27 protein-coding genes are annotated in these 26447 nt (G+C 46.1%); 20 read left to right on the forward strand and 7 right to left on the reverse strand.

The genetic code is table 11. The annotated features are described in order from the left end of the window. Nucleotides 1-8: 8 nt before the first annotated feature. Both ACT6R0_RS07335 and ACT6R0_RS07340 read left to right on the forward strand, forming a co-directional pair. Complete coding sequence (locus ACT6R0_RS07335; protein ID WP_444652994.1) at nucleotides 9-326, forward strand: Sec-independent protein translocase subunit TatA/TatB; 318 nt, start codon at nucleotides 9-11, stop codon at nucleotides 324-326. Continuing rightward, nucleotides 326-937, forward strand: a complete 612-nt coding sequence (locus tag ACT6R0_RS07340) for a phosphatase PAP2 family protein (RefSeq protein WP_444652993.1) — start codon at nucleotides 326-328, stop codon at nucleotides 935-937. The genes ACT6R0_RS07335 and ACT6R0_RS07340 overlap by 1 nt, the downstream gene beginning before the upstream one ends. On the opposite strand, the gene ACT6R0_RS07345 is transcribed toward ACT6R0_RS07340, so the two are convergent. Next, nucleotides 896-1537, reverse strand: coding sequence for an O-methyltransferase (locus tag ACT6R0_RS07345; RefSeq protein ID WP_444652991.1), 642 nt, complete (start codon nucleotides 1535-1537; stop codon nucleotides 896-898). The genes ACT6R0_RS07340 and ACT6R0_RS07345 overlap by 42 nt on opposite strands. Before the next feature lie 111 nt (nucleotides 1538-1648). On the opposite strand from ACT6R0_RS07345, the gene ACT6R0_RS07350 reads away from it, so the two are divergent. The 10 genes from ACT6R0_RS07350 (at nucleotide 1649) to dnaG (ending at nucleotide 14176) form a co-directional block, all read left to right on the forward strand. Beyond that, nucleotides 1649-3907: a T9SS type A sorting domain-containing protein gene (locus tag ACT6R0_RS07350; protein ID WP_444652990.1), complete on the forward strand. Its 2259-nt coding sequence runs from the start codon at nucleotides 1649-1651 to the stop codon at nucleotides 3905-3907. 139 nt (nucleotides 3908-4046) lie between these two features. Then, nucleotides 4047-5102, forward strand: a complete 1056-nt coding sequence (gene rlmN / locus ACT6R0_RS07355; RefSeq protein ID WP_444652988.1) for a 23S rRNA (adenine(2503)-C(2))-methyltransferase RlmN — start codon at nucleotides 4047-4049, stop codon at nucleotides 5100-5102. Nucleotides 5103-5154: 52 nt separating this feature from the next. Then, entirely contained in the window at nucleotides 5155-6132 is a 978-nt protein-coding gene (locus ACT6R0_RS07360) for a polyprenyl synthetase family protein (RefSeq protein ID WP_444652987.1), read from the forward strand. Between the two features lie 290 nt (nucleotides 6133-6422). Further along, nucleotides 6423-7265 (forward strand): T9SS type A sorting domain-containing protein, encoded by an 843-nt coding sequence (locus ACT6R0_RS07365; protein ID WP_444652986.1) that lies wholly within the window; start codon nucleotides 6423-6425, stop codon nucleotides 7263-7265. Between the two features lie 108 nt (nucleotides 7266-7373). Beyond that, nucleotides 7374-8579, forward strand: a complete 1206-nt coding sequence (locus ACT6R0_RS07370) for an aspartyl protease family protein (RefSeq protein ID WP_444652985.1) — start codon at nucleotides 7374-7376, stop codon at nucleotides 8577-8579. 206 nt (nucleotides 8580-8785) lie between these two features. Further along, the gene (locus ACT6R0_RS07375; protein WP_444652984.1) at nucleotides 8786-9346 is read left to right on the forward strand and encodes an RNA polymerase sigma factor; all 561 of its coding nucleotides are present in this window, start codon (nucleotides 8786-8788) and stop codon (nucleotides 9344-9346) included. After that, complete coding sequence (locus ACT6R0_RS07380) at nucleotides 9333-10061, forward strand: hypothetical protein (protein WP_444652982.1); 729 nt, start codon at nucleotides 9333-9335, stop codon at nucleotides 10059-10061. The genes ACT6R0_RS07375 and ACT6R0_RS07380 overlap by 14 nt, the downstream gene beginning before the upstream one ends. A gap of 35 nt (nucleotides 10062-10096) precedes the next feature. After that, nucleotides 10097-11116 carry a hypothetical protein gene (locus tag ACT6R0_RS07385; RefSeq protein WP_444652981.1) on the forward strand — a complete coding sequence of 340 codons (1020 nt, stop codon included), beginning with the start codon at nucleotides 10097-10099 and terminating at the stop codon, nucleotides 11114-11116. Between the two features lie 119 nt (nucleotides 11117-11235). Further along, a complete protein-coding gene (locus ACT6R0_RS07390; RefSeq protein ID WP_444652979.1) occupies nucleotides 11236-12144 on the forward strand; it encodes a cation diffusion facilitator family transporter in 909 nt (302 codons plus the stop codon). 49 nt (nucleotides 12145-12193) lie between these two features. After that, entirely contained in the window at nucleotides 12194-14176 is a 1983-nt protein-coding gene (dnaG, locus tag ACT6R0_RS07395; RefSeq protein WP_444652978.1) for a DNA primase, read from the forward strand. A gap of 160 nt (nucleotides 14177-14336) precedes the next feature. On the opposite strand, the gene ACT6R0_RS07400 is transcribed toward dnaG, so the two are convergent. Next, entirely contained in the window at nucleotides 14337-14966 is a 630-nt protein-coding gene (locus tag ACT6R0_RS07400) for a LuxR C-terminal-related transcriptional regulator (protein WP_444652976.1), read from the reverse strand. 143 nt (nucleotides 14967-15109) lie between these two features. Continuing rightward, nucleotides 15110-15916 (reverse strand): NAD(+) synthase, encoded by an 807-nt coding sequence (gene nadE, locus ACT6R0_RS07405; protein ID WP_444652974.1) that lies wholly within the window; start codon nucleotides 15914-15916, stop codon nucleotides 15110-15112. A gap of 86 nt (nucleotides 15917-16002) precedes the next feature. On the opposite strand from nadE, the gene gldB reads away from it, so the two are divergent. Together gldB and gldC are read left to right on the forward strand one after the other, a co-directional pair. Further along, entirely contained in the window at nucleotides 16003-16974 is a 972-nt protein-coding gene (gldB, locus tag ACT6R0_RS07410; RefSeq protein ID WP_444652973.1) for a gliding motility lipoprotein GldB, read from the forward strand. Then, nucleotides 16964-17302, forward strand: a complete 339-nt coding sequence (gldC, locus tag ACT6R0_RS07415) for a gliding motility protein GldC (protein WP_444652972.1) — start codon at nucleotides 16964-16966, stop codon at nucleotides 17300-17302. Before gldB ends, gldC begins: the two co-directional genes overlap by 11 nt. A gap of 9 nt (nucleotides 17303-17311) precedes the next feature. Here gldC and yihA read toward each other — a convergent pair whose 3' ends face one another. The 4 genes from yihA to ACT6R0_RS07435 all read right to left on the reverse strand — a co-directional run bounded on the left by yihA (nucleotide 17312) and on the right by ACT6R0_RS07435 (nucleotide 19507). Further along, nucleotides 17312-17932, reverse strand: coding sequence for a ribosome biogenesis GTP-binding protein YihA/YsxC (gene yihA / locus ACT6R0_RS07420; RefSeq protein ID WP_444652970.1), 621 nt, complete (start codon nucleotides 17930-17932; stop codon nucleotides 17312-17314). A 63-nt stretch (nucleotides 17933-17995) separates the two neighbouring features. Further along, nucleotides 17996-18217: a hypothetical protein gene (locus ACT6R0_RS07425; protein ID WP_444652969.1), complete on the reverse strand. Its 222-nt coding sequence runs from the start codon at nucleotides 18215-18217 to the stop codon at nucleotides 17996-17998. Between the two features lie 84 nt (nucleotides 18218-18301). Then, nucleotides 18302-18667: a hypothetical protein gene (locus tag ACT6R0_RS07430; protein WP_444652968.1), complete on the reverse strand. Its 366-nt coding sequence runs from the start codon at nucleotides 18665-18667 to the stop codon at nucleotides 18302-18304. 51 nt (nucleotides 18668-18718) lie between these two features. Further along, the gene (locus ACT6R0_RS07435) at nucleotides 18719-19507 is read right to left on the reverse strand and encodes an alpha/beta fold hydrolase (protein ID WP_444652967.1); all 789 of its coding nucleotides are present in this window, start codon (nucleotides 19505-19507) and stop codon (nucleotides 18719-18721) included. Between the two features lie 420 nt (nucleotides 19508-19927). Here ACT6R0_RS07435 and mraZ point away from each other — a divergent pair, with 420 nt between their 5' ends. The 6 genes from mraZ to mraY all read left to right on the forward strand — a co-directional run bounded on the left by mraZ (nucleotide 19928) and on the right by mraY (nucleotide 26446). After that, nucleotides 19928-20401 (forward strand): division/cell wall cluster transcriptional repressor MraZ, encoded by a 474-nt coding sequence (gene mraZ, locus ACT6R0_RS07440; RefSeq protein ID WP_444653191.1) that lies wholly within the window; start codon nucleotides 19928-19930, stop codon nucleotides 20399-20401. After that, nucleotides 20376-21284 (forward strand): 16S rRNA (cytosine(1402)-N(4))-methyltransferase RsmH, encoded by a 909-nt coding sequence (gene rsmH / locus ACT6R0_RS07445; RefSeq protein ID WP_444652966.1) that lies wholly within the window; start codon nucleotides 20376-20378, stop codon nucleotides 21282-21284. Before mraZ ends, rsmH begins: the two co-directional genes overlap by 26 nt. A 115-nt stretch (nucleotides 21285-21399) precedes the next feature. Next, nucleotides 21400-21753, forward strand: a complete 354-nt coding sequence (locus ACT6R0_RS07450; protein WP_444652965.1) for an FtsL-like putative cell division protein — start codon at nucleotides 21400-21402, stop codon at nucleotides 21751-21753. After that, nucleotides 21744-23744 (forward strand): penicillin-binding protein, encoded by a 2001-nt coding sequence (locus ACT6R0_RS07455; RefSeq protein ID WP_444652964.1) that lies wholly within the window; start codon nucleotides 21744-21746, stop codon nucleotides 23742-23744. Before ACT6R0_RS07450 ends, ACT6R0_RS07455 begins: the two co-directional genes overlap by 10 nt. After that, a complete protein-coding gene (locus ACT6R0_RS07460) occupies nucleotides 23741-25204 on the forward strand; it encodes a UDP-N-acetylmuramoyl-L-alanyl-D-glutamate--2,6-diaminopimelate ligase (protein ID WP_444652963.1) in 1464 nt (487 codons plus the stop codon). The genes ACT6R0_RS07455 and ACT6R0_RS07460 overlap by 4 nt, the downstream gene beginning before the upstream one ends. Before the next feature lie 6 nt (nucleotides 25205-25210). After that, entirely contained in the window at nucleotides 25211-26446 is a 1236-nt protein-coding gene (mraY, locus tag ACT6R0_RS07465) for a phospho-N-acetylmuramoyl-pentapeptide-transferase (RefSeq protein WP_444652961.1), read from the forward strand. Nucleotide 26447 lies beyond the last annotated feature (1 nt).

Genomic DNA, 26447 nt, shown 5'->3' on the forward strand with positions numbered 1-26447 from the left:
GTTTAGTTATGTTTGGAATTGGCGGAGGGGAATTTTTCCTTATCATAGTGGTGGTACTGATGCTTTTCGGGTCGGATAAGATACCTGAGATCGCCCGTACGCTTGGGAGGGGAATGCAGCAGCTGAAAGATGCCACCAACGACATTAAGAGCGAGATCCACAAAAGCGCCGAGATAGATGATATAAAGAAAACTTTTACCGACATTGGCAATGATGTTACCGGCAACCTGAACGCCAATAATACCGCGGCCGATATTACGAACGAGATCAATAAGGTAAAAGAAGACATTGAGGATATTCAGGGGCCAATAAAACGTATCAGGTAATGCTTGAAAAAATACTGCAGCTCGACAGGGAAGCATTTATATACTTAAATTCTTTCGGGTCGGATACATGGGATTCGTTCTGGCTTATCATTACCCAGATGTACAGCTGGATCCCTATTTTTGCGATCATACTTTATCTTACCTTCAAAAGGCTGGGCTGGCGCCATGCCCTACTCATCATTGGCATGATAACCGTGCTTTTGTTACTTACCGACCAAACGACCAATCTTATAAAGAATTATTTCCAGCGCCTGCGCCCCGGCAGCGATCCCGGGTTGGAAGGGCTAATGCGTGCGGTAAAGAAACGCCAATCGTTCAGCTTCATATCAGGCCATGCCTCCAACTCAATGGCGGTGGCATTTTTTTTGTATAGGGTGCTTCACCCTTACCTGAAATATATGGGCTTCTTTTTCCTTTGGCCGCTTATATTCGCTTACAGCCGCATCTACCTTGGGTTGCATTATCCGGGCGATATACTGGTAGGCTATCTTTACGGGATATTTACCGGTTGGCTGGTACTCAAACTTTATATTTACCTGCGTGACCGCTATTTCCCGCAACACGAAAGGTTAGACGACCCGACTAACAGTGAGCCCGTCTCTAATGGGTAGTAACACCGTTTCTACGCGCGGGTCATGTTTTAGCAGTTTGTTATATTCCAATAATATTTTAGTGCTCTTATCATTGGGTTTTACCGGTTCCAGCACCTTTCCGCTCCACAGTACATTGTCTGACAGTATGACACCGCCTTTGTTCATCATCGGGACGATCATCTCGAAATAATTGATGTAATTCTCCTTGTCGGCATCTATGAAGACAAGGTCGAATTTTTTACCCAGCCCCGGGATGATCTCAAGGGCATTACCCAAATGCTGGTGAATGCTGTCCTTCCATTGCGATCTGTCGAAGTACTTTTTTTGCATATCGTATAGCTCTTCATTATTATCAAGGGTATCTAGTGTACCACCTTCCCTCATGCCTTCAGCAAGGCAAAGTGTGGCATAGCCGGTATAAGTACCTATCTCTAATACGTGCGTTGGGTTAATAAGCTTTGATATCATACTCAGGACACGCCCCTGGAAATGCCCGCTGAGCATACGTGGCTGTAGTACTTTCTGGTGCGTTTCCCTGTTAAGGGCGGCCAATAGTTCAGGCTCGTTCTCACTATGGTTCGCCGCGTAATCCTCAAGTTCTTCTGATATGAAATGCATCTGTTTTTTTTTGCGAAGTTACAAAACCATCGTTAAATGTTTGGAATAGTCATAAATAGTAATAAAATTTATTACAAAAAGATTTATTTTTACCCCGCTAAACCTAAACGAATGAAACTGAGATCTACTTTTTTGCTGATGCTTATTGCAGCCATGGGCTACAGCCAGGTAACCAACGAAGGAAAACCTGCCAGCTGGAAGACCCAAAACCTTGAGCAGGTAGCACCTGTTATAATGCCGAAATTCGATCTTGCAGCACTACAGGCTGAAGATGTGGTGAATAAGGGCAGGAAGGATATACCCTGGCGTTTTGGTACCGATCTCACGGTAGACCATAACCTGCAAAACAGCGGAAGCTGGCATACCCTGCCTAATGGTGACAGGATCTGGAGGATAAGGTACCACTCGAAAGGCGCAAAAACGCTCAATTTTGTATTTAGCGACTTTTACATGCCAAAAGGCGGTAAAGTGTACCTGTATAACAATGACCATTCCGACCTTGTAGGGGCCTATGATGAGTCGCAGAATAATGAGCAGAGGCAGCTTGGCACTTGGCTGGTAAATGGAGAGGATGTATGGATCGAATATTACGAGCCGCATACCGTGGCCGGACAGGGAAAACTGGAGGTTTTTAAAGTGGTTCACGGCTACAGGACCTCGGATGGGATGAAAGATGTAGATGATGACATAGACGGCTCTGGCGCCTGTAACTACGATGTTGATTGTTATATGGGCAACATAGACGGCCTTAAGGACCATAACAAAAAGGCGATCGCATTGCTGATAACCGGTGGGGACAGCTTTTGCTCGGGTTCGCTTGTAAATAATACGACGAATGACGGTACGCCTTACCTGCTTACGGCAAACCATTGTTACGATAACAATCCGGCACAATGGGCGTTCCGCTTCAACTGGATAAGCCCTAACCCCATATGTGCTGGCACCGAGCCAAGTGTGCCGAATACGAACTATTACCAGACTGCCAGCGGTGCCCAGCTTAGGGCAAGGAATGCGGGCAGCGATTTTTGCCTTGTACAGATAACCGCCAATATGCCAACTGCATGGGATCTGGTTTGGGCAGGATGGGACCGCAGCGATGCAGTACCATCCTCTACTTTTGGCATCCACCACCCGGCAGGGGATATTATGAAAGCCTGTGTTGACCTTGATGAGCCAACATTTGCTTCAGGCCAGGGAGCACAGCTTTGGAGAATAGGCAGCTGGGACCTGGGTGTTACCGAAGGAGGTTCTTCCGGTTCACCGCTTTTTGATAATAACGGACGCATCATCGGGCAGCTTTATTTTGGATGGGCAGCCTGCGACGGTACTGAGAACAACGGTGAGTTTGATGCTTATGGCCGTTTTGCGGTATCGTGGGATTCCGGGGCTACATCTTCCACACGGCTTAAAGAATGGCTTGACCCTGCCAATACGGGTGCTATGACGGTTAACGCTTACCCGGCACAGGAAATGCTTGCTCTTAATGCTAAGGTGGCCATCCCTGAAGTGGGTGTGGAAACGTGTGGCACTGCCGTTTCGCCTGTGATCAGGCTTATCAATAAAGGAACGCAGCCACTGGTATCGGCACTAATAAATTATACACTTAACGATGGCACCCCGATGGTGTATAGCTGGACCGGCAACCTGGCAACGAGCCAGTCGGCCGAAATAACGTTGCCGGTCATGACCGGTTTGTACGGGCAAAATGTATTCAGCGCCAGCCTTAGTATGCCTAACGGTGGCACAGACGGCGATACCTCTGATGATGCTGCATCATCTACATTTGTGGTACGGGTAATGGAGATCGCAAATGTTACACTGGACCTGTCTACCGATTACTATGGCGAAGAGACATCATGGGAACTTCGCGATGAGAACGGCGCACTGCTGTACAGCGGTGGTGATTACGGTTCTTTTGAAGATGAAAGCGTAACCTTTGACCTTACGGAAGAAGGCTGTTATACATTTACCATTTTTGACAGTTATAATGACGGGATGTGTTGTTCGGCAGGACAGGGAAGCTATACCCTCACAGGTGCTAATGGAACGGTATTAGCGCAGGGCGGCGCATTTGGCACTTCTGAATCTGCAAGCTTCAGGCTGGTTGATACCGCAGGTATCGGTGAAAATTCGTTACAGACTGCGGTTAAAGTATTCCCTAACCCATCTACAGGGGTATTTACTGTCAATGGCAACGGAATATCACTTAAATATGAAATGTACAATGTACTTGGCCAACAGGTAAGGTCAGGTGACCTGGCTAACGGCACAGGTACTATAGACATATCTTCGGCTGCCAATGGCGTATACATCCTTAAACTGACTGATACAACAGGGAGAACAGCTAACTTCAAGCTTTCTAAAAAGTAATAGTTACATGATCGCATATCAGGCCTGCGGAAATGTCCGCAGGCTTTTGCATTAAACTTGGTCTGTGTGCTTTTAACCCGCCTATTGGTGTTGCTTTCCCATAATTTCAATATTCGCAAATAGTTAGTACCTTTGCGCCATGCAAACGGAAAAGAAAGACATAAGGGCGCTAACGAAAGAACAGCTTCGCGATTTTTTTGTGGCAAATGGGGATAAGGCATTCCGGGGCAACCAGGTATACGAATGGTTGTGGAGCAAGCGTGCGCATAGTTTTGACGATATGACCAACGTTGCCAAACCTACACGCCAGATGCTGGAGGATAATTTTGTCATCAACCACATCCACGTAGATGAGATGCAGCAAAGCAGTGACGGCACGGTAAAGAACGCCGTGCGCCTGCATGATGGACTAGTAGTGGAATCGGTACTTATACCTACCGAAACCCGCACCACTGCCTGCGTATCGAGCCAGGTGGGCTGCAGCCTTGACTGTAATTTTTGCGCTACGGCACGCCTCAAACGCATGCGTAACCTTAATCCTGATGAGATATACGATCAGGTTGCTGCTATAGACAGTGAAAGCCGCCTGTACCACAACCGCCCGCTATCCAATATCGTGTTCATGGGGATGGGTGAGCCGCTTATGAACTATAACAACGTACTGAAAGCCATCGAAAAGATCACTTCGCCGGAGGGCTTAGGGATGTCGGCAAAGCGGATCACCGTTTCCACTTCGGGTATACCGAAAATGATAAAGAAAATGGCGGATGACGGGGTAAAGTTCAAGCTTGCCGTATCATTGCACTCGGCGATCGATGAGGTACGCTCCCAGATCATGCCCTTTAGCAAGAACTTTCCGCTGAAAGAACTGCGGGAGTCATTGGAATATTGGTATAAAATGACCAAAAGCCGCGTTACCTACGAGTATGTGGTTTGGAAAGGCATTAACGACAGGAAACAGGACATTGATGCGCTCGTAAGATTTTGCCGCCATGTGCCCTGCAAGGTCAACCTTATCGAATACAACCCTATCGATGACGGCGAATTCCAGCAGGCTGACCCGGAATCCATTGATGCTTACATAAGGGCTTTGGAAAATGATGGCGTTGTAGCAAAAGTCCGCCGAAGCCGCGGCAAAGACATTGATGCTGCCTGCGGGCAGCTGGCCAACAAGAATGAGTCGGCCAATGCTTAAACTTTTATAAAACGCCTTACCTTTCGAAGGCTTTTCCCTATCTTTGAGGGCGATGAAAATCACAGAACAAATTAAGCAGCCCATAGCACAGGAAATGGAACTTTTTGAAGAAAAGTTCCGTGATTCCATGTCATCCAAGGTTTCGCTGCTTAACCGCATTACCTACTACATTGTAAACCGCAAGGGCAAGCAAATGCGCCCAATGTTCGTATTCCTTACTGCTAAAATGATAAGTGGCGGTGCGGTAAATGAGCGTACATATCGCGGTGCGGCTGTCATCGAGCTAATCCATACCGCGACACTGGTACATGATGATGTGGTGGACGACAGCAACCGTCGCCGTGGCTTTTTCTCCATTAATGCACTTTGGAAAAATAAGATCGCCGTTTTGGTTGGGGACTACCTTTTATCTAAAGGACTGCTGCTATCTATAGATAATGGCGATTTTGACCTGTTGCGCATCATCTCTGTTGCTGTACGCGAAATGAGCGAAGGTGAACTGCTCCAGATAGAAAAGGCCCGAAGGCTTGATATTACCGAAGACATATATTATGAGATCATACGCCAAAAAACGGCTACGCTAATTGCTGCCTGCTGTTCTCTGGGCGCGTGCTCTGTATCACCCGAGAGTGATGACACCGAAAAGATGCGAAAATTCGGCGAGCTGATAGGTATGGCCTTCCAGATCAAGGATGACCTTTTTGACTACACCGAAGATGCTATAGGCAAGCCCACCGGGATCGATATAAAGGAGCAGAAAATGACACTACCGCTCATTTACACCCTAAACAACTGCAGCAAGGACGAAAAGAAGTGGCTCATCAATTCTGTCAAAAATCATAATAAGGATAAAAAGCGCGTAAAAGAGGTCATTGCTTTCGTGAAACAAAAGGGAGGGTTGGAATATGCCGAAAAACGTATGGCGCAATTCCGTGAGGAGGCATTGCTGCTACTGGCCGACTATCCGTCTTCTGTTTACAAGGATGCTCTTGTGCTGATGGTAAATTATGTTATCGAAAGGAAGATATAGCTAAGAGACCTTTTTATACTGCTTTTTTGCAAACATTATTGCCTGCACACTTTCCACTAAAACGTAATAGTTACCTATACATTACCACAACAACATCGTTATATATTGGCGTTACTGGGGTTGCACAGATCTTCATAACTGCCGTGTTTTTATTGTAGTGTGTGTGCTTTTGATCGAATTAGGTTGTGATCTTTCAAGCGTATAGTATTTATATGGGAAGATATATCCATTCGCCTCAAAATTCTTATTAAGTTTATCTTAACAAAAATGATGGAACCAAAACAACTTTAATGATGAAAAAATTTTACTTCAGCTTACTTTCCTTAGCTGCCGTTACAGTAAGTAATGCGCAGAACGATATGAGCTTTGAACCTAATGGCTATGGGGCGAACTATGCCTGGAACGTGTTCGAAAATGATGATAACCCGCCATTGGCATTTGTTGCAAATCCCAGCGCGTCGGGCATCAACCTGTCACCCACCGTTGCGCAATTTGATGTAAGGGCTACCGGCAACCCATGGGCAGGATGCGAAACCCAGCAGCCGGGTACAAATCCGTGGGAAGGTGGTCCCGGTATGGGCAACTGGACGCTTAATGCCGACAATGCCATTATCAAGATCATGGTATATAAAAAGGTGATAAGCGATGTGGGCATTAAGCTCGTTATGCCAAACGATGACGCAAGGCCGGAAAAGAAAATACCTAATACGGTGACCAACCAGTGGGAAGAGCTTACTTTTGACTTTACCGATATCATCGACCACCCGCTAATGCCGCCGGGGAATGTATACAACCAGATCGTGATATTCCCCGACTTCGGACCAAGGGAGAACGGATTGCCGCTGTACTTTGACAATATCGTGTTCGGTACATCTGAGATCGCAGGCGTAAAAGACCGCGTAGCCATAAAGGTAAACCTGTTCCCTAATCCGGTAAAGGATTTCCTGACTTTTAATTGCAGCGGTACTATTGAAACGATCAATGTATATAACATGATAGGCCAGGAAGTTGCAACGTCTAAGCCTCAGTCAGGTACTGCCAGGGTAAATGTATCCGGACTTCAAAATGGTGTATATATGGTAAATGTTGTCGTAAACGGTGCTGCCACTTCGCATAAATTCATAAAAGAATAGTTTTTTATTTGTTTAGTTATTTGAGGCTGCCCCCTGATAGGCAGCCTTTTTTTGTTTTTTATATACTGATGTGCCGGATAATGCGTTGATACTTATAACCACCATACTATGAAATTCGCACCTTATATCCTGCTGATATGCTGCCTTGCTTTTTTGCAGGGTAACGCACAATTGCAAAATGCCGACGATATAAGGAAACTGGTCAACGATGTGAAAGGCGATGGGTCAGACTTTTATATTGAAATACCCTTTGAATATAACGGACAGATCATCATCAAGGCGATAGTAGGGGGAGAACCCTATGACTTTCTTTTCGATACTGGAGGTTATACGATGATCGATGCGGCCCTACAGCAAAAGAACGATTTCACGGTTTTGGGCAGGCAGATCCTCAATAGCACCAACGGACTCTCAAAAGAAACCGACATTTTATTTGCCGGCACTTTTGATATTGGAGGGTTGTTATTCCATAATGTAAAGGCCTACTGTGTCGATCTTGACAATTCGCCAAGACTGCAATGCATGGCGAATGGCGGCATTATTGGGTCGGCCATCATACAAAACTACATTTGGCAGATCGATCACCCGAATCGTAAGATCATCATAACCGATTCGCTCGATAAGCTTCCCGATATGGACGGCGCAGTAAAGATCCCGGTTTTCCTCAACCCAAATCTGCAGCCCTACTTCATGTCGAAGATAAATGGACGATCACAATGGCTGATGTTCGATACCGGCTGTGCGTCGCTGTTGTGGGTAGGCGATAAGGATGCCCCGAAGCTCGTTAACGCGACTACGTCAAAAAGAAGTATCATTGGCGGATCGATAGAGACCCACCATGGGACGATCTCAGGGACCATAAATATATTTAAGGCAGATTGCGAATTCGAGGGACTAAAATTCGAAGGCATCCCCGCGCGATACAGGGATGGTTCAGGACTTACGCTCTTTGGCAACCCTGTTATTGAAGATCACATTGTGACGCTAAATTTTTCACAGGGCGAAATGTATCTTAAGCCAATTGCCGACAAGCCTGTGACAAAAGGGCGGGACAGCTTTGGGTTTACATTAGAATATAGTGGTGGTGCTCATAAGATCGCAACTGTTATATCGGGCACTGCTGCTGATAAGCTGGGCTTGCGACCGGGCGACAAAGTAACAGCCATTAATGGGAAGAAGATCATCTGTGCCGATCTTTGTGATTGCTGGGAGGATCTTTCGCAGTTACTGAAAAATTCAAGTGAAATTACGTTGACATTATTTAAAGATAATAAGCCGAAAGAGATAAAAGTTAAAAAAGAAAAGGTGTTTTAAGCCTTCTGCCAAAATAAACTACTGTGGTCTGTAAAATTATTTCAATTTTATTTAATTGATAATTAATGTTTTAAATATTTTTGTAAAAATATTTTTTGTGTCCGTGCAACCATTTTACAACGCTATCCGTCTATGCTAATAGAAGTCGGTTAGTAATTGAGAAATGAAAAACGGCATCCGCAAAGACCAACCAATAAAACGAGATTTTGAAAGTAATCGCCTTACATCAGGAAGAGAGAGACCTCATCAGCCAGGCTGCGGAGAACAACCGTCATGCCCAGCAGAAGATCTACTCGAAGCATTCGCCCAAGATGCTTAGCATCTGCAGGCAGTATATAAAGGACGTTCACCAGGCCGAAGACATAATGATAACCGCTTTTATGAAGGTTTTTACCAACCTGAAGAACTTTGAGCACAAAGGCAGCTTTGAAGGATGGATACGGCGGATCATGGTAAACGAATGCATATCGTACCTGCGGGTCCAGAAAAAAGTAGGGTTTTTAGAGGATGAGTTTTATGTAGAGGATACGTTCAATAACATAGAGAGCCATTTTTCGGTAGAGGATATACAAGCGCTGATAGACAGCCTGCCGGATGGTTACAAAATGGTGTTCAACCTTTATGCGATAGAGGGCTTTAAGCACCAGGAAATAGGAAAGATGCTGGGGATAAGCGAAGGGACGTCGAAATCGCAACTGTCGCATGCCAGGAAGATGCTTCAGGAACAAATTAACAAGCAAAAGAATTACGTAAATGGAACCGAATAGATTAGAAGAGCAATTTAGGGATAAGCTGGAGCAGCGCACCATACAGCCATCAAAAATGGCATGGGACAGGCTCGATGCCATGCTTTCGGTAAATGAAGAGAAGGAGGAGAAAAAGGTGATAGCCATCAAAAAGCCCAACAGGAACTGGATGTACATGGCGGGAAGCTTTGTACTTTTCGCTACCATCGGCGCTTTCTTCCTTACCCGCGGATCAGGAAGCAACAACAGCACGCAAGGCACAGGTACTTCGGTAGTAAATACAGAAAAAACAGTGCAGCCGGAAGGAACAAGTGATATGGTACAGCCATCGGGTGCAGGAGCAATGGAGAACCTTTCTGCCCCGGCGATGAAGGATGGAGCGGTGGCAAGTAACGGGAAAGCAGGCTCAAAGCAGAACTACGGGAGAGTAACTGTTACAATGCCTTCTCAGCCGATTTGCGGTCTTCCTATTCCACAGCCCTCTGATCCCGGTATCGCTGAAGCTACTCCGGAGAATGTACAAACAGATGCGCAAAAAAACTTTGAAGCCGAGAAGCTACTGGCAGCCAATCATCCGGCTCCGAAAAAGAAATCAGCCTTAAAAGTCGATGCCGGTTCGCTGCTTTCATCAGTAGAAGGCGAGCTTGACGAAAGTTTCCGCGACAAGGCGCTCAATGGAGTGATCAAGAATTTTAATACAGTAAGATCTTCTGTAGCCAACAGGAACTATCAGTAATAATCATCAATAACAGAACAGTAAATAACAAGAACATGAAAACAATTATTTTTTATGTAGCGGGATTGCTATGCCTTATCGCTACCAGCGCAAAAGCACAAACATTTGAAGAAAGGGCGGGTATCATCGCCAAGAACATCGAAAGGATCACCAAGCAGGAGAAGGATTCCCTTAAAGCGGAAGTAGAGCAGGTGAACATTCAGTTGGAGAACAAAGCCATTACTAAGGAGGAGGCCGATGCCAAAAAACAGCAGCTTGCCGAAGTACGTGCAAAAAACATCGAAACAAAGGTAGCTTTGGAAGAAGAAAAACTATCCCAGCTGGTTAAAGATAAAGTGGATGGCAAGGTTAAGAGAGAAAAGTTCCGCATTGTTTTCAATGAATCGGATAATGATACCACCGTAACCAAAGAGCTTAGCTACAAAAGGACTACATCGCAATTTGTATTCGCCCTGGGTGTGAACCGCCTGGTGACCGACGACAAGATCGATAATGACAACTTCAAGTGGCGTTCCGATTTTTATGAGTGGGGTGTGGCTTTCAATACAAGGGTATTCAAGAACAACAACCTGCTGCATGCCAAGTACGGACTGTCATTGCAATATAACAACCTGCGCCCGGACAACGATATGATGTTCGCGACAGAAGGTGGTAAGACGGTGTTGGTCGACTCAGGCCTTGACCTTGATGTAGCGCGCCTTAGGTACGTGAACCTGGTACTGCCGCTGCACCTCGAATTCGACTTTACCAAAAAACAGGTAAATGGCGACAAGACCTATTTTCCTACACACAAAAGCTTCCGTTTGGGAGTGGGTGGATACACAGGGTTTAACGTAAAAGAAAAACAAATTCTGAAGTACAGCCAGGATGGCCACGATGTAAAGACGAAGCAGAAAGGCGATTTTAATGTAAGCGACTTTGTATACGGCCTGAGCGCCTATGTAGGATATGGTGAGGTGAGCCTTTATGCCAAATACGACCTGCAGCCGGTATTTGCAAATAATGATGTTGACTCCAATAATTTGTCTCTTGGCATAAGATTTGATTTCAATTAAGAGTTAAGGGTTAGTTTTGTACTTTGAAAAGGGCGTTTCCGATGAGGGAGCGCCTTTTTTGATTTTATTGGCTTTTAAGTAGATGTATATTTCTTATTTTTAAATATAAATATACACTGATGCCCCACGACCATTCCCATCACGGCCATTCCCACCACCATTCGGCTAAGAATATAAAAGTTGCCTTTTTCCTTAATCTCGGGTTTACGGTACTCGAGATCATAGGCGGATTTTTTGTGAATAGTGTTTCCATACTGTCCGATGCGCTTCACGACCTGGGCGACAGCCTGTCTCTGGGCATCTCCTGGTACCTGCACAACCGTTCGAAAAAGGAGGCCGACAGCAAGTTCACCTTTGGCTACAGCAGGTTTTCAATTTTGGGAGCGCTGGTCAATAGTGTTATCCTTTTGCTGGGTTCCGGTTTTGTTATTTACGAAGCAGTTAACCGTCTCATACATCCGGAACCCGCAGATGCCAAAGGAATGCTGATCTTTGCCATCATAGGTGTTGCGGTCAATGGTTATGCGGCCTTCAGGCTAAGCCATGGCAAGTCGCTTAACGAACGTGTGGTAAGCTGGCATTTGGTGGAGGATGTATTGGGTTGGGCGGCCGTACTGGTGGTATCAATAGTAATGATGTTTACCGATGCCCCGTGGCTCGACCCGGCGCTATCGTTAGGGATCACCATTTTCATAGTGTATAATGTGGTAAAAAGGCTGAGGGAAACATTGGTCATATTATTACAAGGCACACCCGAGGGCATTGACCCGGAGAAGATAAAACAGGAAATACTCCTGGTACCGCATGTTGTCTCTCTGCATCATATGAACATCTGGTCGCTGGAGGGTGAACATCATGTGTTTACTACGCACATAAAGCTCGATGCCATAGCAGGATTTCCCGAAATGCTCGATGTAAAACGGAACGTAAAAGAAGTTTTGACAAAATACCCTTTCTCGCATTATACCATTGAGGTAGAGGTGCATAATGAAACCTGTGAACTTGCAGAGGGTAAAGGATTGCAATAGCATGAAAACTTTGTAACTTTGACCTTTGTAATTTTACTTTTCCTAATCCTTGATCTCCAAAAGCACCATAGATACCGTATATGAAACCGCCCGTGTTGAGGAGGTGATCGGTGATTTTGTAGTACTGAAGAGGTCGGGGACCAATCTTAAAGGGTTGAGCCCGTTCAGTAATGAAAAGTCACCATCGTTCATGGTGTCGCCCGTAAAGCAGATATGGAAGGATTTCAGTTCGGGCAAGGGTGGCAACGCTGTGGCATTCCTCATGGAGCACGAGCATTTTACCTATCCGGAAGCCATCCGCTATTTAGCCAAAAAGTACAATATAGAGATCGAGGAAACTGAGCAGACCGATGAGGACAGGGAGCAGGCCAACGAAAAGGAGAGCATGTACCTGGTATCCGAGTTCGCGCAGAAGTATTTCCACAATATCATGATGAACACCGACGAAGGCCAGGCCATAGGGTATTCGTATTTTAAAGAGCGTGGGTTTACAGGCAATACCATAAAGAAGTTCGGGTTGGGTTATTCACCCGAAGAATGGGATGCGTTTAGCAAGGAAGCGTTGGGTAAGGGCTATAAGTTGGAGTACCTCGATAAAACAGGATTTACGATAGTACGTGAAGATGGCCGCATGGCAGACCGTTTCCGCGGGCGTGTGATGTTCCCGATACAAAGCATGTCGGGGCGTGTGCTGGGCTTTGGTGGCCGTATTTTAGGCAATGACAAAAAGGTGGCCAAATACCTCAACTCTCCTGAAAGCGACATTTACCATAAGAGTAAGGTGCTGTACGGCATTTTTCATGCCAAGCAGGCCATTGCCAAGCAGGATAATTGTTATCTGGTGGAAGGCTACACCGATGTGATCCAAATGCACCAGGCGGGTATTGAGAACGTGGTGGCATCGTCAGGTACGGCGCTGACACCCGATCAGATCCGACTGATAAGCCGTCTTACTAAAAATATTACTGTATTGTTCGATGGCGATGCGGCCGGGCTTCGGGCTTCAGTTCGCGGTATCGACCTGATACTGGAGGAGGGTATGAACGTAAAGGTATGCACATTCCCTGATGGCGATGACCCCGACAGCTTTGCTAAGAGAACGCCGCACGACGAGCTGATGGCTTACCTTAATGACAATGCTAAAGACTTCATACAATTCAAGGCAGGGTTATTAATGGATGAGGCCAAGAACGACCCGGTGAAAAAAGCCGGGCTGATACGGGACATGGTCACGAGCATTGGCAAGATACCCGACCGCATACAGCGCGAAATATACGTACAGGAAGTATCGCGCATCATGGATATTTCAGAACAGGTGCTGGTGAGTACCCTTTCACAGATCGTTTCCAAGGAAATTGCGGATGCCGGAAAGCAAATGAAGGAGCAGCAAAAGGCTAATGCTATGAAGCCTGTTCCCGATGATCTCATGCCCCAGCAGGAGCGTATTGATATACTTGAGGGACTGGAGCGCAGGATCATTGAGATATTGCTGTTATATGGAAGTACCGAGCAGGACTTTGAGGATGTGTATATAAAATATGATGAATTTGGTAAGGAATATGAAGATACTGAGCGTAAGACCTATAAGGTATACGAGCGCATTTACCTAAACCTGCAGGAAGACGAGATACAATTTACAGATCCGGTGTTCAGGGATCTTTACAAGGCTATAATCGACCATTACCTGGCACATCAGGAACTGAATATTGAAACATTCCTCAATACACTACATCCCGAATTGCAATATGTAGCGACAGATATTTTCATGCAGGATGAAAAATATGTGCTCCACGAATGGGAGGAAAAAAAGCAGATCCCGGTAAAGGATAAGTCATTATCAGTTTCGGCATATGCCAATGAACATATCATCGACTTAAGGTGGCTGCTGCTCGGTAAACTTATTCAGGACCTAAAAATGCAGGTAAGCCCGGAAGCCGATAATATGGAAATCCTCATGGCGGTAAACGATTACAATACTTTGGTCAATTACCTCTCCCGTAAGATCAGCAGGCTTCGGAGCCAATTCTTTTAATACTAAGGACCTCGACCATTTGCCAGATCTGCAGCTAGCGAGTTCAGGATCAAAGTCCCCAGTAAACAAAAACGCCTCCCGAAGGAAGCGCTTGTATTTTTTAAGTAAAGGCGAAATGCCGCACGCGTAGTTTTTTTTCCGTTCGGTTGGTATTTGGGGTTTAAACGATGTCGAGCGTCTTGGCTTTGTTCACAAGGTCTACAAGGTTGGTAACATGTAGTTTTGTAAGCAGCCTTAGCTTGTAGGTACTGATGGTTTTTTCGTTCAGGTCCAGCAGCTTGGCAATCTCCTTGTTCTTTTTGCCTTCGCTAAGGTAGCGCAGTACTTCGATCTCGCGTGAAGAAAGCTTCCTGTACAGCCTTTCCGACTTTTTGCCTTTGTTAAGCAGTGCGAGGTTTTTCTTCACTGCATCGCTGAATACTACTTCGCCCTCATTTACCTTTTTAATGGCATTTTCAAGTTCTTCCATCTTGGCGCTCTTGTGTACATAGGCCGATAAGCCGGCTTTCAGGGCATTGGGTGCATAGATCTGCTCGGCGAGGTTGGTAAAGATGATGATCTTTGTTTCAGGAAATTCCTTCACCAGTGATTTTACCGAACTGATGCTGGTCAGGCCGTCAAGTTCCAGATCGATCACTGCTGCATCTACAGTCTTTTTCCCCAATATATCGAGCAGGCTATCGAGATTGTTTACCACGCCCACAAAACTAATTTGCGGATTATCGCTAAAGTACGACTTCATCCCATTATGTACAACCGGGTGGTTATCCGCGAGACATAGTTTTATCATAATTGCTTTGTTTTTGGGTTTTACACTAAAGTAAAGTTATATATTAATATCTTAAAGTATTGTGAATGAAAGAATTTTATTTCAAATTTTAAGGGTAATTTAGGATATAACAATGAAGATCCTACATTAGGTAAAACAGTTTTTTACTTCAAAACTGCAGGTATTTCACACACCGGTATCGGTACCATTTTGTGCCTGTTCGCTGTGTTCAGCCTGCGGTATATCTCAAAAACTTCTTTTTCACGACCTTCAAGATCATCGGCGGTTTTTCCATCTGCTACCTGACCCATAGCACGCTCCAGTTCTTCATAGCTTGCGCCAAGCTGGTCTTCGTCGCTGCGGTCGTCATGGAAAAGGCCATCGGCAGGCTTGGCGACCAATATGCTTTCAGTAACATTCAGGTGTCTTGCCAGCATTCGTACTTCGGTCTTGGTCAGGTCGGCGATCGGGCTGACGTCTACACCGCCATCGCCGTACTTGGTAAAAAAGCCTACGCCAAAATCCTCCACCTTATTACCTGTCCCTGCTACGAGCGCGCTGTTGATCCCCGCGAAATAATACAATGTGGTCATCCTGAGCCTGGCACGGGTATTGGCCAATGATAGGTGCAATGCGTGTTCATTATCCGTTCCGGTAACCTGCTGCTTAAAAGTTTCAAATACCGGGGTAAGGTCAGCCAGGGCAGAAGATACGTTAGTGAAGTTTTCCTTCAGGTATTTGATATGTTCCTGCGCACGGCTTACATGGGCGGGCGGTTGGTGTATGGGCATTTCAACGCAAAGTGTCGGCAGGCCGGTCTGTGCACACAGGGTTGAGGTTAGCGCCGAGTCGATGCCCCCGGATATCCCTACAACAAAACCCTTTACTTTTGCGTTAGTGGCATAGTTCCGCAGCCATTTTACGATGTGGTCATTGATGGCCTGCGCCTGAAAAGTAGCATTCGTCGGCATTGTTTTTTCTATTAGTGGGTGAGTGCGTATATTTGCGGAGTAAAATTACATAATCCAATAGGGAATTTTCCTAACAAAAATACAAAATGAAGAAATACATCCTTTTAATGGCTTCGCTGCTACTGTTCTTTTCCTGCAAGGAGGAGAACGAAACCGAGGAAAAAGTGGCTGAAGTGAAGGTGGAAAAAGTAACCATTGAGCGCTTTGACAAGCTTTTTTTTGAAAGCAAACCCGAAGACCTGCCGAAATTAAAACAGCAATTCCCATTCTTTTTCCCAGAAGGCAACGGCGATGAGGTATGGCAAAAGCGCATGAACGACCCGTTCCTGCGTAAACTGTATATTGAGGTGCAGAAGAAATTCCCAGATCTGCAGTCACTCGATTCCGGCTTTGAAGATCTTTTCAGGCATATTAAATATTATTATCCCGAATTTAAGTCGCCCAGAGTGATCACCCTGATAGAAGATAATAACGACATTACAGCCATCTTTCAAAAGGAATTGGTTATCGTACCGCTGAGCCTTTACCTTGGCAAGGACAGCTATCTGTACGAAGGCCTGCCAAAATACCAGGTACAGGAGTATGAGCCTTCGCAGATATTGCCGAATATGGTCACGGCATTCTCAATGGGACGCATACCTGTGCCAAAAGACAATACGCTGCTTAGCGAAATGATCTACTCAGGCAAAGAGCTTTACTTAAAGGATATGCTCATACCTGATATTGCCGATGAGCACAAAATGGGCTACACTAAGGAACAGCTGGCATGGTCTAAAGCGAATGAAGGCGAGATATGGCGCTATTTTGTAGACAGGAAACTGCTATACTCTACCGACCACAAGCTGATGGACCGTTTCATCAAGCCGGCGCCGTTCTCAAAATTTTACCTTGAGCTTGATAATGAGTCACCTGGAAGGCTGGGGCAGTGGATAGGCTGGCAGATCGTGAGGTCGTATGCAGAAAATAATAAAAATGTACCTTTGCAACAAATTTTGGCAATGGACGCCAAAGCACTTTTTGATAAATCCAAATACAAACCCAAAAGCGATGCCGAATAATCTGAGATCTGAAATAAACATACTTGTTGAACTTGACGAGAACCGTGTTCCCGAGAAGCTGAGCTGGACTGCCAAAGACGGCGGCGTTACCAATGAGCCCGCAAAGGCCGTTATGCTTTCGGTGTGGGACAGCAGGGCGCAGGAAAGCATGCGCATTGACCTGTGGACAAAAGATATGCCGGTCGATGAAATGAAAACATTCTTCCACCAAACGCTGGTTTCTATGTCAGACACCTTTGAACGTGCTACGAACGACCAGAAAATGGCTGATACGATGAAGGACTTCTGTGATTACTTTGCAGAAAAGCTGGAGCTGAAAAAGCAGTGATCGCACCTTTTATATGAATCCCTGGTTCTTGAAGATCCCGCCGTTGACGCCATCGATGAATTCCAGTACTTTATCACGACCTGTACCTTCGGTAGATGAGGTAACGAAATATTGGGGCATTTCCTCCCAATTGTTAGCTAAAAGCTGTTTGCGGTAAGCCGCTACATGCTGGTCTACCTTACCACGGCTGATTTTGTCGGCCTTGGTAAAAATGATGCAGAATGGCACGCCCGACTCTCCTAAATAGTTGATGAACTCAAGATCGATCTTTTGTGCCTCGAGGCGTATGTCTATCAGTACGAACGCACAAACCAGCTGCTCGCGACGTTCAAAATAATCGGTAATGAATTTCTGGAAGGTTTCCTTGGTCGATTTTGATACCCGTGCGTATCCATAACCCGGGAGATCGACAAGGTACCAGTTGCCATTGATCTTAAAATGGTTTATGAGTTGTGTCTTACCAGGCTTTCCTGAGGTCTTTGCAAGGCTGTTGCGCCCCGTAAGCATATTGATGAGAGATGACTTCCCTACATTACTCCTGCCAATGAAGGCATATTCCGGAAGCGGCTCGTTGGGGCATTTGCTAACATCGGAATTGCTGATTATGAACTCGGCGGTATTGATCTTCATAGCACTGGATTTTGTGCAAAGGTATGATTATATAAGGCGAATGCCAAATGGGTAGGGCAATGGTTACTGCGCCGCGCCAACTATAGCAAATACGGACAGCATGAATAACGCTATGAAAAGGATAAATAAGAGGAATGGCCTTATGTCTTTAGCGGTGCGGCCTTCTTTCAGGACAAGTCCCGCAAAAGCAGGCGATACAAGCAGGAGTATAGCTGTAAGGGCTAAAAAGCCAATTGCCGGATACGGTGCATAGACCAATAGCTTTTCTGATGTAGTACTTTGCATGTTTAAAAGTAGTCCCCCGATCAAAAGTACGTTCCATACTATTACGAAGGCTATGGCATAAGGCTTTTTTACCGGAAAGCCACCTTAAGCCTGCAGTTGGCGGACCTCCTTTTCCTTTTGTGTTATGTTGAGGTTTTTTGTTACGTCTTTATCAATAAAACCTGCTGACCTTATTGTTCTTATTAACTCGTTAGCCGATATTTTCAACGACTGGAAAATAATTTTTTCGGGGTAGCCCTTAACATTGTGGTAGATCCTAATGCCTTCTTTTCCAAAACCGGTCATGCTGTAAGTCCCTATAGAAGTTATATCTCCCGAAAGGAATACGAACTTACCCAGGAGGCCTGCATTGAGTTCCAGTATACCGTCCTGCAACGTCAGCGTGACAAACGGCCAGGATGCCCTGCTTCGGTCTATGTAGGCACCTCCCCTTATTTTTAGTTCGTTCATTGGCTGGTGTTTTGAAATAAAAAACCACAGAAAATATCTGTGGCCATGGTATTATAGGTCCTCTGTAAGCAGACTGTGTGCTGTGTCCAGTTTTTTGAGCCATTCGTGCATCAGGCGGTTAAATTCATCGGGATGTTCCATCATGGCAGCGTGCCCGCATTTGTCTATCCATGACAATGTAGAGTTGGGCAGTAGCTTATGGAAGTCCTCCGCTACATTTGGCGGTGTAACGTTATCATTCCTTCCCCAAATGATGCAGGTAGGCACGTGCATTTTCGGCAGGTCCTTTGCCATGTTGTGGCGTATGGCGCTTTTGGCTATAGTAAGCGTCTTAATAAGTTTGATGCGGTCATTCGCCATCGCGTATACCTCCTCGATGATCTCATCGGTAGCTACTGCAGGGTCATAGAACACATCCTGTGCCTTCTTTTTGATGTAGTCGCGGTCGCCGCGGCGTGGGTAGCTGTCACCCATGGCGCTTTCATATAGTCCTGAGCTTCCGGTAATGATGAGCCCCAGCATTTTCTCAGGGTACATCTTGGTATGGTAAAGCGCGATGTGGCCTCCAAGGGAGTTGCCCAGCAGGATCACACGGTCAAAACCTTTATACGTAATGAAGTCCTTTACCCATTTGGCAAAAGCCTTTACGTTGGTTTTCAGTATACTTTGCGTGTAAATAGGTAATTCGGGAATTACTACTTTGTAGCCTTGTTTCGGGAAGTAATCAGCCACCCCGCCAAAATTGCTCAGGCCGCCCATAAGGCCATGAAGAATGATTATAGGAGTACCTTCGCCGGCTTCGAAGTAAGTGTATTTGCCGTCTTTTTTTTTGTCTTGCATGTGGTAGAGTACAAATTCCAAATATCAAACAAATATATGACTTTCTATATTATAAAGAAATCCGCTCACATTTATTTAGTATAGTATTATGCATGCATTGCATTGTTCCGGTCAATATTTTCAGCTTCGATCGCTTTCAAATTCCGTTAAAGTATTATTAAACTCCCACCATCTCCCACCGCGTTCAAATTTTTTGGAATTTATAATTTCATTGTTAAGGATCCTTAAAAAATTATAAACTCTTTACGGTATTGTTTTATACGGTGAAATTTCTGCATCCGTTTCGCCTTTACATGTGTAGTGGGCTTTTCCCACAAAACCAGTTTTCAGTTCAAAACTTATTAACAAAGTAGGGGAAAGTGGGAAAATGTGGAGATTAATTACATATATTTGCTTCAAATCAAAGGGGGAGGTAACTCATTGAAAGTCATAACCGGAACATACGAATGTAAGGCAGATGCAAAGGGCAGGGTAGCGATACCGGCACCTTTGAAGAAGCAATTGTCAGGGAGCCTGGAAGAGGGGTTTATCCTGAAGCGTTCTGTATTCCAGCCTTGTCTCGAGTTATACCCGATGGCGGAATGGAACAAGATGATGGCGAAGATCAATAAGCTGAACCGTTTCGTGAAAAAGAACAATGATTTCATTCGCAGGTTCACGGCAGGTGTGAAGGAAGTGGAGATCGATGCGGCAGGAAGGCTGCTTATTGCAAAGGACCTGCTTGTGTTCTCAGGTATTGAGGGTAATGTGGTGCTGTCTTCGGCAGTGAACATTCTTGAGATTTGGGACAAAGATAAGTATGAACAGTCGATCGACGGCTCTGATATTGACTTTGCTGACCTTGCGGAAGATGTAATGGGAGGCTTAAATGATGATGAAAATGGAATATCATAACCCTGTGTTGCTAAAGGAAACCGTTGATGGGCTTAATATTAAGCCGGATGGTGTATATGTGGATGTGACCTTTGGCGGCGGTGGGCATTCTCGTGAAATAATGAGCAGGCTCGGGCCGAACGGGAGGCTTTTTGGCTTCGATCAGGACGAGGACGCGCAGGCGAACGAGATAAATGACCCGAGGTTTACGCTGATACCGGAGAATTTCAGGTTCATAAAAAGATACCTGAGGTTCCATAACGTGAAAGAGGTGGATGGCATACTGGCCGACCTTGGTGTTTCATCGCACCAGTTCGATGTGGCCGAACGCGGTTTTTCGACCCGCTTTGAAGCAGAGCTGGACATGAGGATGAGCAAAAAGAACGAACTGAATGCCTTTAAGGTGGTGAATGATTACGAAGAGGCCGATATAAAAAGAGTGTTGGTTGATTACGGAGAGCTTAAAAATGGCGGGGCAATGGCTTCGGTCATTGTAAAGGCCAGGGCGGAGCACCCAATAAAGAACAGTAGCGAACTGAAGCAGGTGCTTGGCAGGTTTTTGCCGGGGCACAAAAGCAATAAGATACTTGCGCAGATCTACCAGGCGATACGAATTGAGGTGAACCAGGAAATGGATGTGCTGAAGGAGTTTTTGGAGCAGTCCCTTGATATTTTGAAGCCCGGAGGCAGGCTGAGCGTAATATCCTACCACTCGCTGGAGGACAGGCTGGTAAAAAGATACATGCGCAATGGGATGTTCGATGGTGAGCCGGAGCGCGATTTCTTCGGGAATTTCGAAGTGCCTTTCAAAAGCATCGAAAAGCTGATCATTCCTACAGATGAAGAGATACGCATCAATAACAGGGCCCGTAGCGCAAAGTTGAGGGTTGCTGAAAAGAAATAAACAAAATAAAGTCCTGATTGGGCGTCCCGTCTCCCCCTCCTCCGGAGGGGGGGGCGGGGGGAGGAAAAAATAAACGTCCCAGTCCTCTTTGGCCGGGGCTGGAAAAAAACAAATCATGAAAGGCGGGGTCATCAATCTTTTAAAGGCAAAATACTTAGTAGACCAGGGGTCTATGAAGAACTGGAGCTTTATAGTGTTCCTGGTCATGGTTACCATGCTGATGATCGCCAACACGCACGATTATGAGCAAAAGCTGTACCGTATAGGGGAGCTCGAGAATGAGGTGAAGATACTGAGGTCGGAATTCGTAGACCGCCGCTCGGAACTGATGGAGCTCAAAATGGAGTCGACGGTATCGCGCAAGATGGAGGAACGCGAAATATACCCGTCATCGGTACCACCAAAGAAGATAAAAGTTGTAAGGGAAAAAGAAAAAAGCTTTTTGGATAAGCTAAAAATATGGGAGTAGAAGATAAAAAAACCTCGTACAGGATCTACCTGGTAGCCTTCATGATCTTCATGATGGCTATCCTCGTTTCTGTGAAGCTCACGAATATACAGTGGGTAGAGGGCGACTATTACCGTAAGCTTGCCGAAGACCGCACGGTGAAGAACGTGCCGCTGAAAGCTAATCGCGGCAATGTGTATTCTTCTGACGGAAGCCTGCTGGCAACCTCTATTCCGCATTACACGGTAAGGTTCGATGCTATGGCGCCGTCAAAAGAGGATTTTGGTCAACATGCCGAAGGGCTGGCCGATTCGCTTTCGGTGATGTTCGGCCGCCCGGCGGGCGAATATTATAATGAGCTCCGCAAGGCTCGCAATACGAAGAACAGGTATTTTTTTATTGCGAAAGGCTTAAGCTATACCGAATACCTGCGCGTAAAAAGCTTTCCACTTTTCAGTCTTGGGGCATTTAAAGGCGGTGTGATAACAGAGCAAAAGATCGTGCGTGAGCACCCTATAGGCAGGATAGCCGAAAGGACTATAGGCTATGAAAGGACCGGACATTCGGGAGAGAACCTTGAAGTAGGCATTGAAGGCGCATTTGCAAAATACCTTAATGGCAAAGATGGCCGCCGCATGATGCAGAAGATCGCCAAGAACCAGTGGAAACCGATAAGCGATGTGGACCAGGTAGAGCCGGTTGACGGTTTTGACGTGGTCTCGACGATCGATGTATACATTCAGGACATTGCGCACCACGCGCTTGTAAAGCAGCTGGAATATTATGAGGCCGACCATGGCTGTGTAGTGGTTATGGAGACCAAGACCGGCTACGTACGTGCGATATCGAATTTGGGAAGGAACACCGATGGTACTTATAGTGAAACAGTGAACTATGCCGTATGGGAGTCGCAGGAACCGGGCTCAACCTTTAAGCTGCCGGCATTAGTGGCTTTGCTTGAAGATAAAAAAGTAGACACCAGTAAAGTATTTGACTGCCATGGTGGCGTTGTCAACTATTTTGGCCGCCAGGTCGAGGATTCGAAAAAAGGCGGATATGGTAAAATATCGCTGGCAAGGGGTTTTGAGTTGTCGTCGAACACCGTGTTGGTACAGGCTGTATACGAAGGCTACAAGGACAACCCAAAGCAGTTCGTGGACCGCCTGAATGGCTTTGGGCTTAATAAAAAACTTGGCGTGTCGCTCAAAGGCGAAGCATCGCCAAGGATACCGCAGCCAGAAGATAAAACATGGTCGAGGTTATCATTGCCATGGATGGGCTTTGGCTATGGGCTGAGCCTTACGCCGCTGCAGACACTTACGTTTTACAACGCAATTGCAAATAACGGTGAGATGGTAAAGCCGCTATTCGTACAGGAAATAAAAGAGCGCGACAGGCTGATAAAGAAATTTGGAAAAGAAGTGATCAACCCAAAGGTATGTTCGCAGGAAACGATAGACCAGGTAAAGGCCATTATGGAGAATGTAGTGAAAAAAGGTACAGGCTCAAAGCTGTATTCACCTAATTTCTCGATGGCAGGAAAGACCGGTACCGCGCAGGTAAATTATGGTGGCGGAAAAGGGGATGGTATGTACTACGCATCATCTTTCGCGGGTTATTTCCCGGCAGATGATCCGGAGTATTCCTGCATCGTGATCATCCACAAGCCGCACGTGGGTAAGGGATATTATGGCGCCGATGTATCAGGCCCGGTGTTCAAGAGGATCGCTCAGAAAATATATACAGATGTGCCAAGCACTAACGAGGTGAAGAAGCTTGATAAAGAGCTAAAAAAACAGGAAGTGCTTTATGCGGCCTACTATGACAAGCAAAGCAAGGTTAAGGATACCATACCAAACACCATTGGCATGAGCGGCATGGATGCCGTGGCGCTGCTGGGCAACATGGGGCTGAAGGTGCAGGTGATAGGTATGGGCAAGGTGAAAAAGCAATCGCTTGCGCCAGGGCATTCTGTAGCAAAGGATCAAACCATAATACTGGAATTATCGTGATGGTTTTAAGGGATATACTATACAAGACATCAATTGAGGCCGTGAGTGGCCCGACCGATATAGCCGTCAACAAGATGGAGTTCGACTCGCGTGCAATAGCGCCAGGCGATGCATTTGTTGCCATAAGAGGTACGCAAAGCGATGGGCATGGATATATAGATAAAGCTATAAGCCTTGGCGCTGTGGTCGTGGTTTGTGAAGCAATGCCCGAGAACCTTAGTGAAAATGTAACTTATATCCAGGTAAAAAGTGCGTCGGCGGCACTGGCTACAATGGCGGCCAACTACTTTGGGAATCCGTCGCGCAGCCTGAAGCTGGTAGGGATCACTGGGACCAACGGCAAGACGACCATCGCAACACTGCTCTACCAGTTGTTTAAAAATGCCGGCTATAAAACAGGCCTGCTGTCGACAGTAAAAGTTATGGTTGCTGATACCGAATATCCCGCGACTCACACAACCCCTGATTCGCTTACCATCAACAGGTACTTAAGGGAAATGGCAGATACGGGGGTAGACTTCTGCTTCATGGAGGTAAGTTCGCATGGCATCCACCAGCACAGGTCGACCGGGCTGGAGTTTGCGGGAGGGATATTTACCAACCTGAGCCATGACCACCTGGACTACCATAACAGCTTCGCGGAATACCGCGATGTGAAGAAAAGGTTCTTTGACGAATTGCCCAAAGGTTCATTCGCCCTTGTGAATGTCGATGACAAGAACGGGCTGGTAATGTTGCAGAACACAATGGCAAAAAAGCTGACGTATGCGCTAAAAACCTACGCCGACTATAAGGCTCAGATACTGGAGAACCAACTTTCGGGCTTGTTGCTGAAGATCAATGAGCAGGAAGTTTGGGTTAAGCTGATAGGCAAGTTCAATGCCTACAACCTGCTGGCCATTTATGCGGCAGCGGTAAACCTCGGACTGGAAAGCCAGGAGGTGTTAAGGCTGATGAGCGAGTTGGAAAGCGTGTCGGGCAGGTTCCAATTCATCGTGTCAGACAGCAACATAACAGCGATCGTAGATTATGCACATACACCCGATGCATTGGAAAACGTACTGAAGACGATAGAGAACATCCGTACCCGTAATGAGCAATTGATAACCGTAGTAGGATGTGGCGGCGACAGGGACAAAACAAAACGCCCCGTGATGGCCAATATTGCTTCAACCATTAGCGACAGGGCTATATTCACATCGGATAACCCAAGGAGCGAGGATCCGGTAGATATTATCCAGGACATGGAGAAAGGGGTGGAAGCCCAGAATTATAAAAAAACGGTGGCAATGGTGGACAGGCAGGCGGCAATAAAGCTCGCATGCCAGCTGGCCCAGCCGAACGACATTATACTCATAGCAGGAAAAGGCCATGAGACGTACCAGGAAATAAAGGGAGTGAAGTATGATTTTGATGATATGAAGATCGTGAAGGAAATTTTAGGGCAACTAAACAAATAGGCGTATATGCTATACTACTTATTCGAATATCTTGACAAGCAGCTGGATGTGCCGGGCACAGGGGTGTTCCAGTACATTACCTTCCGCTCGGGGCTGGCAGTGATATTGTCGCTGTTCATCTCTACCGTGTTCGGTAAAAAGATCATCAATTTCCTGCGCAGGCAGCAGATCGGTGAAACGGTAAGGGAACTGGGCCTTGAAGGGCAGACCCAAAAAGCAGGTACGCCGACCATGGGAGGGCTTATCATCATCATGGCAACCCTTATCCCGGTGCTGTTGCTGGCAAAGCTGGATAACATCTATGTAATGCTGCTTATCGTGACAACGCTTTGGATGGGGACCATCGGCTTTATCGATGATTACATTAAGATATTCAAAAAAGATAAGGAAGGCCTAAAAGGAAAGTTCAAGGTAGTAGGCCAGGTAGGATTGGGATTGATTGTAGGCTATGTGCTGTATTTTCACCCTGGTGTTACTGTGCGTACTGACACTGCCGGGAATACTTACAGTACCGTGAGCACTACCGAGCTGACAACAGTTTCATCATTGCCTAAGGAAGAGAAGTCGACAGTAACTACCATACCGTTCTTTAAAAATAATGAGTTTGACTATGCCGAGGTATTATCCTTTATGGGAGACGGTTACAAGGATTATGCCTGGATAGTATTCATACTGATCGCGATATTCATTATCACGGCAGTGTCCAACGGCGCCAATCTTACCGATGGCATTGACGGGCTTGCGGCGGGAACATCGGCCATAGCGGTGCTCACACTGGGGATATTCGCATTCGTTTCGGGTAACATCATTTTCTCGAATTACCTGAACATCATGTACATTCCCAATTCGGGAGAGATGACCGTATACATAGCCGCGTTCGTAGGTTCGCTCATCGGCTTCCTGTGGTATAATACGTATCCTGCAAGCGTGTTCATGGGAGATACGGGCAGCCTTACCATCGGCGGTATCATAGCGGTACTGGCTATAGCTGTTCGTAAAGAACTCTTGATACCGGTGCTGTGCGGGATCTTCCTTGCGGAGAACCTTTCGGTAGTGATGCAGGTAAGCTACTTTAAGTATACGAAAAAGAAATATGGCGAAGGCCGACGGATCTTCCTGATGTCGCCACTGCACCACCACTACCAAAAGAAGGGCTATCACGAAAGCAAGATCGTGACCCGTTTTTGGATCGTAGCCATACTGTTGTCGATCTTCTCACTGGTATCACTAAAACTGAGGTAGT

Source organism: Flavobacterium sp. (assembly GCF_052437795.1).
In the GTDB taxonomy this organism is placed as follows: domain Bacteria; phylum Bacteroidota; class Bacteroidia; order Flavobacteriales; family Flavobacteriaceae; genus Flavobacterium.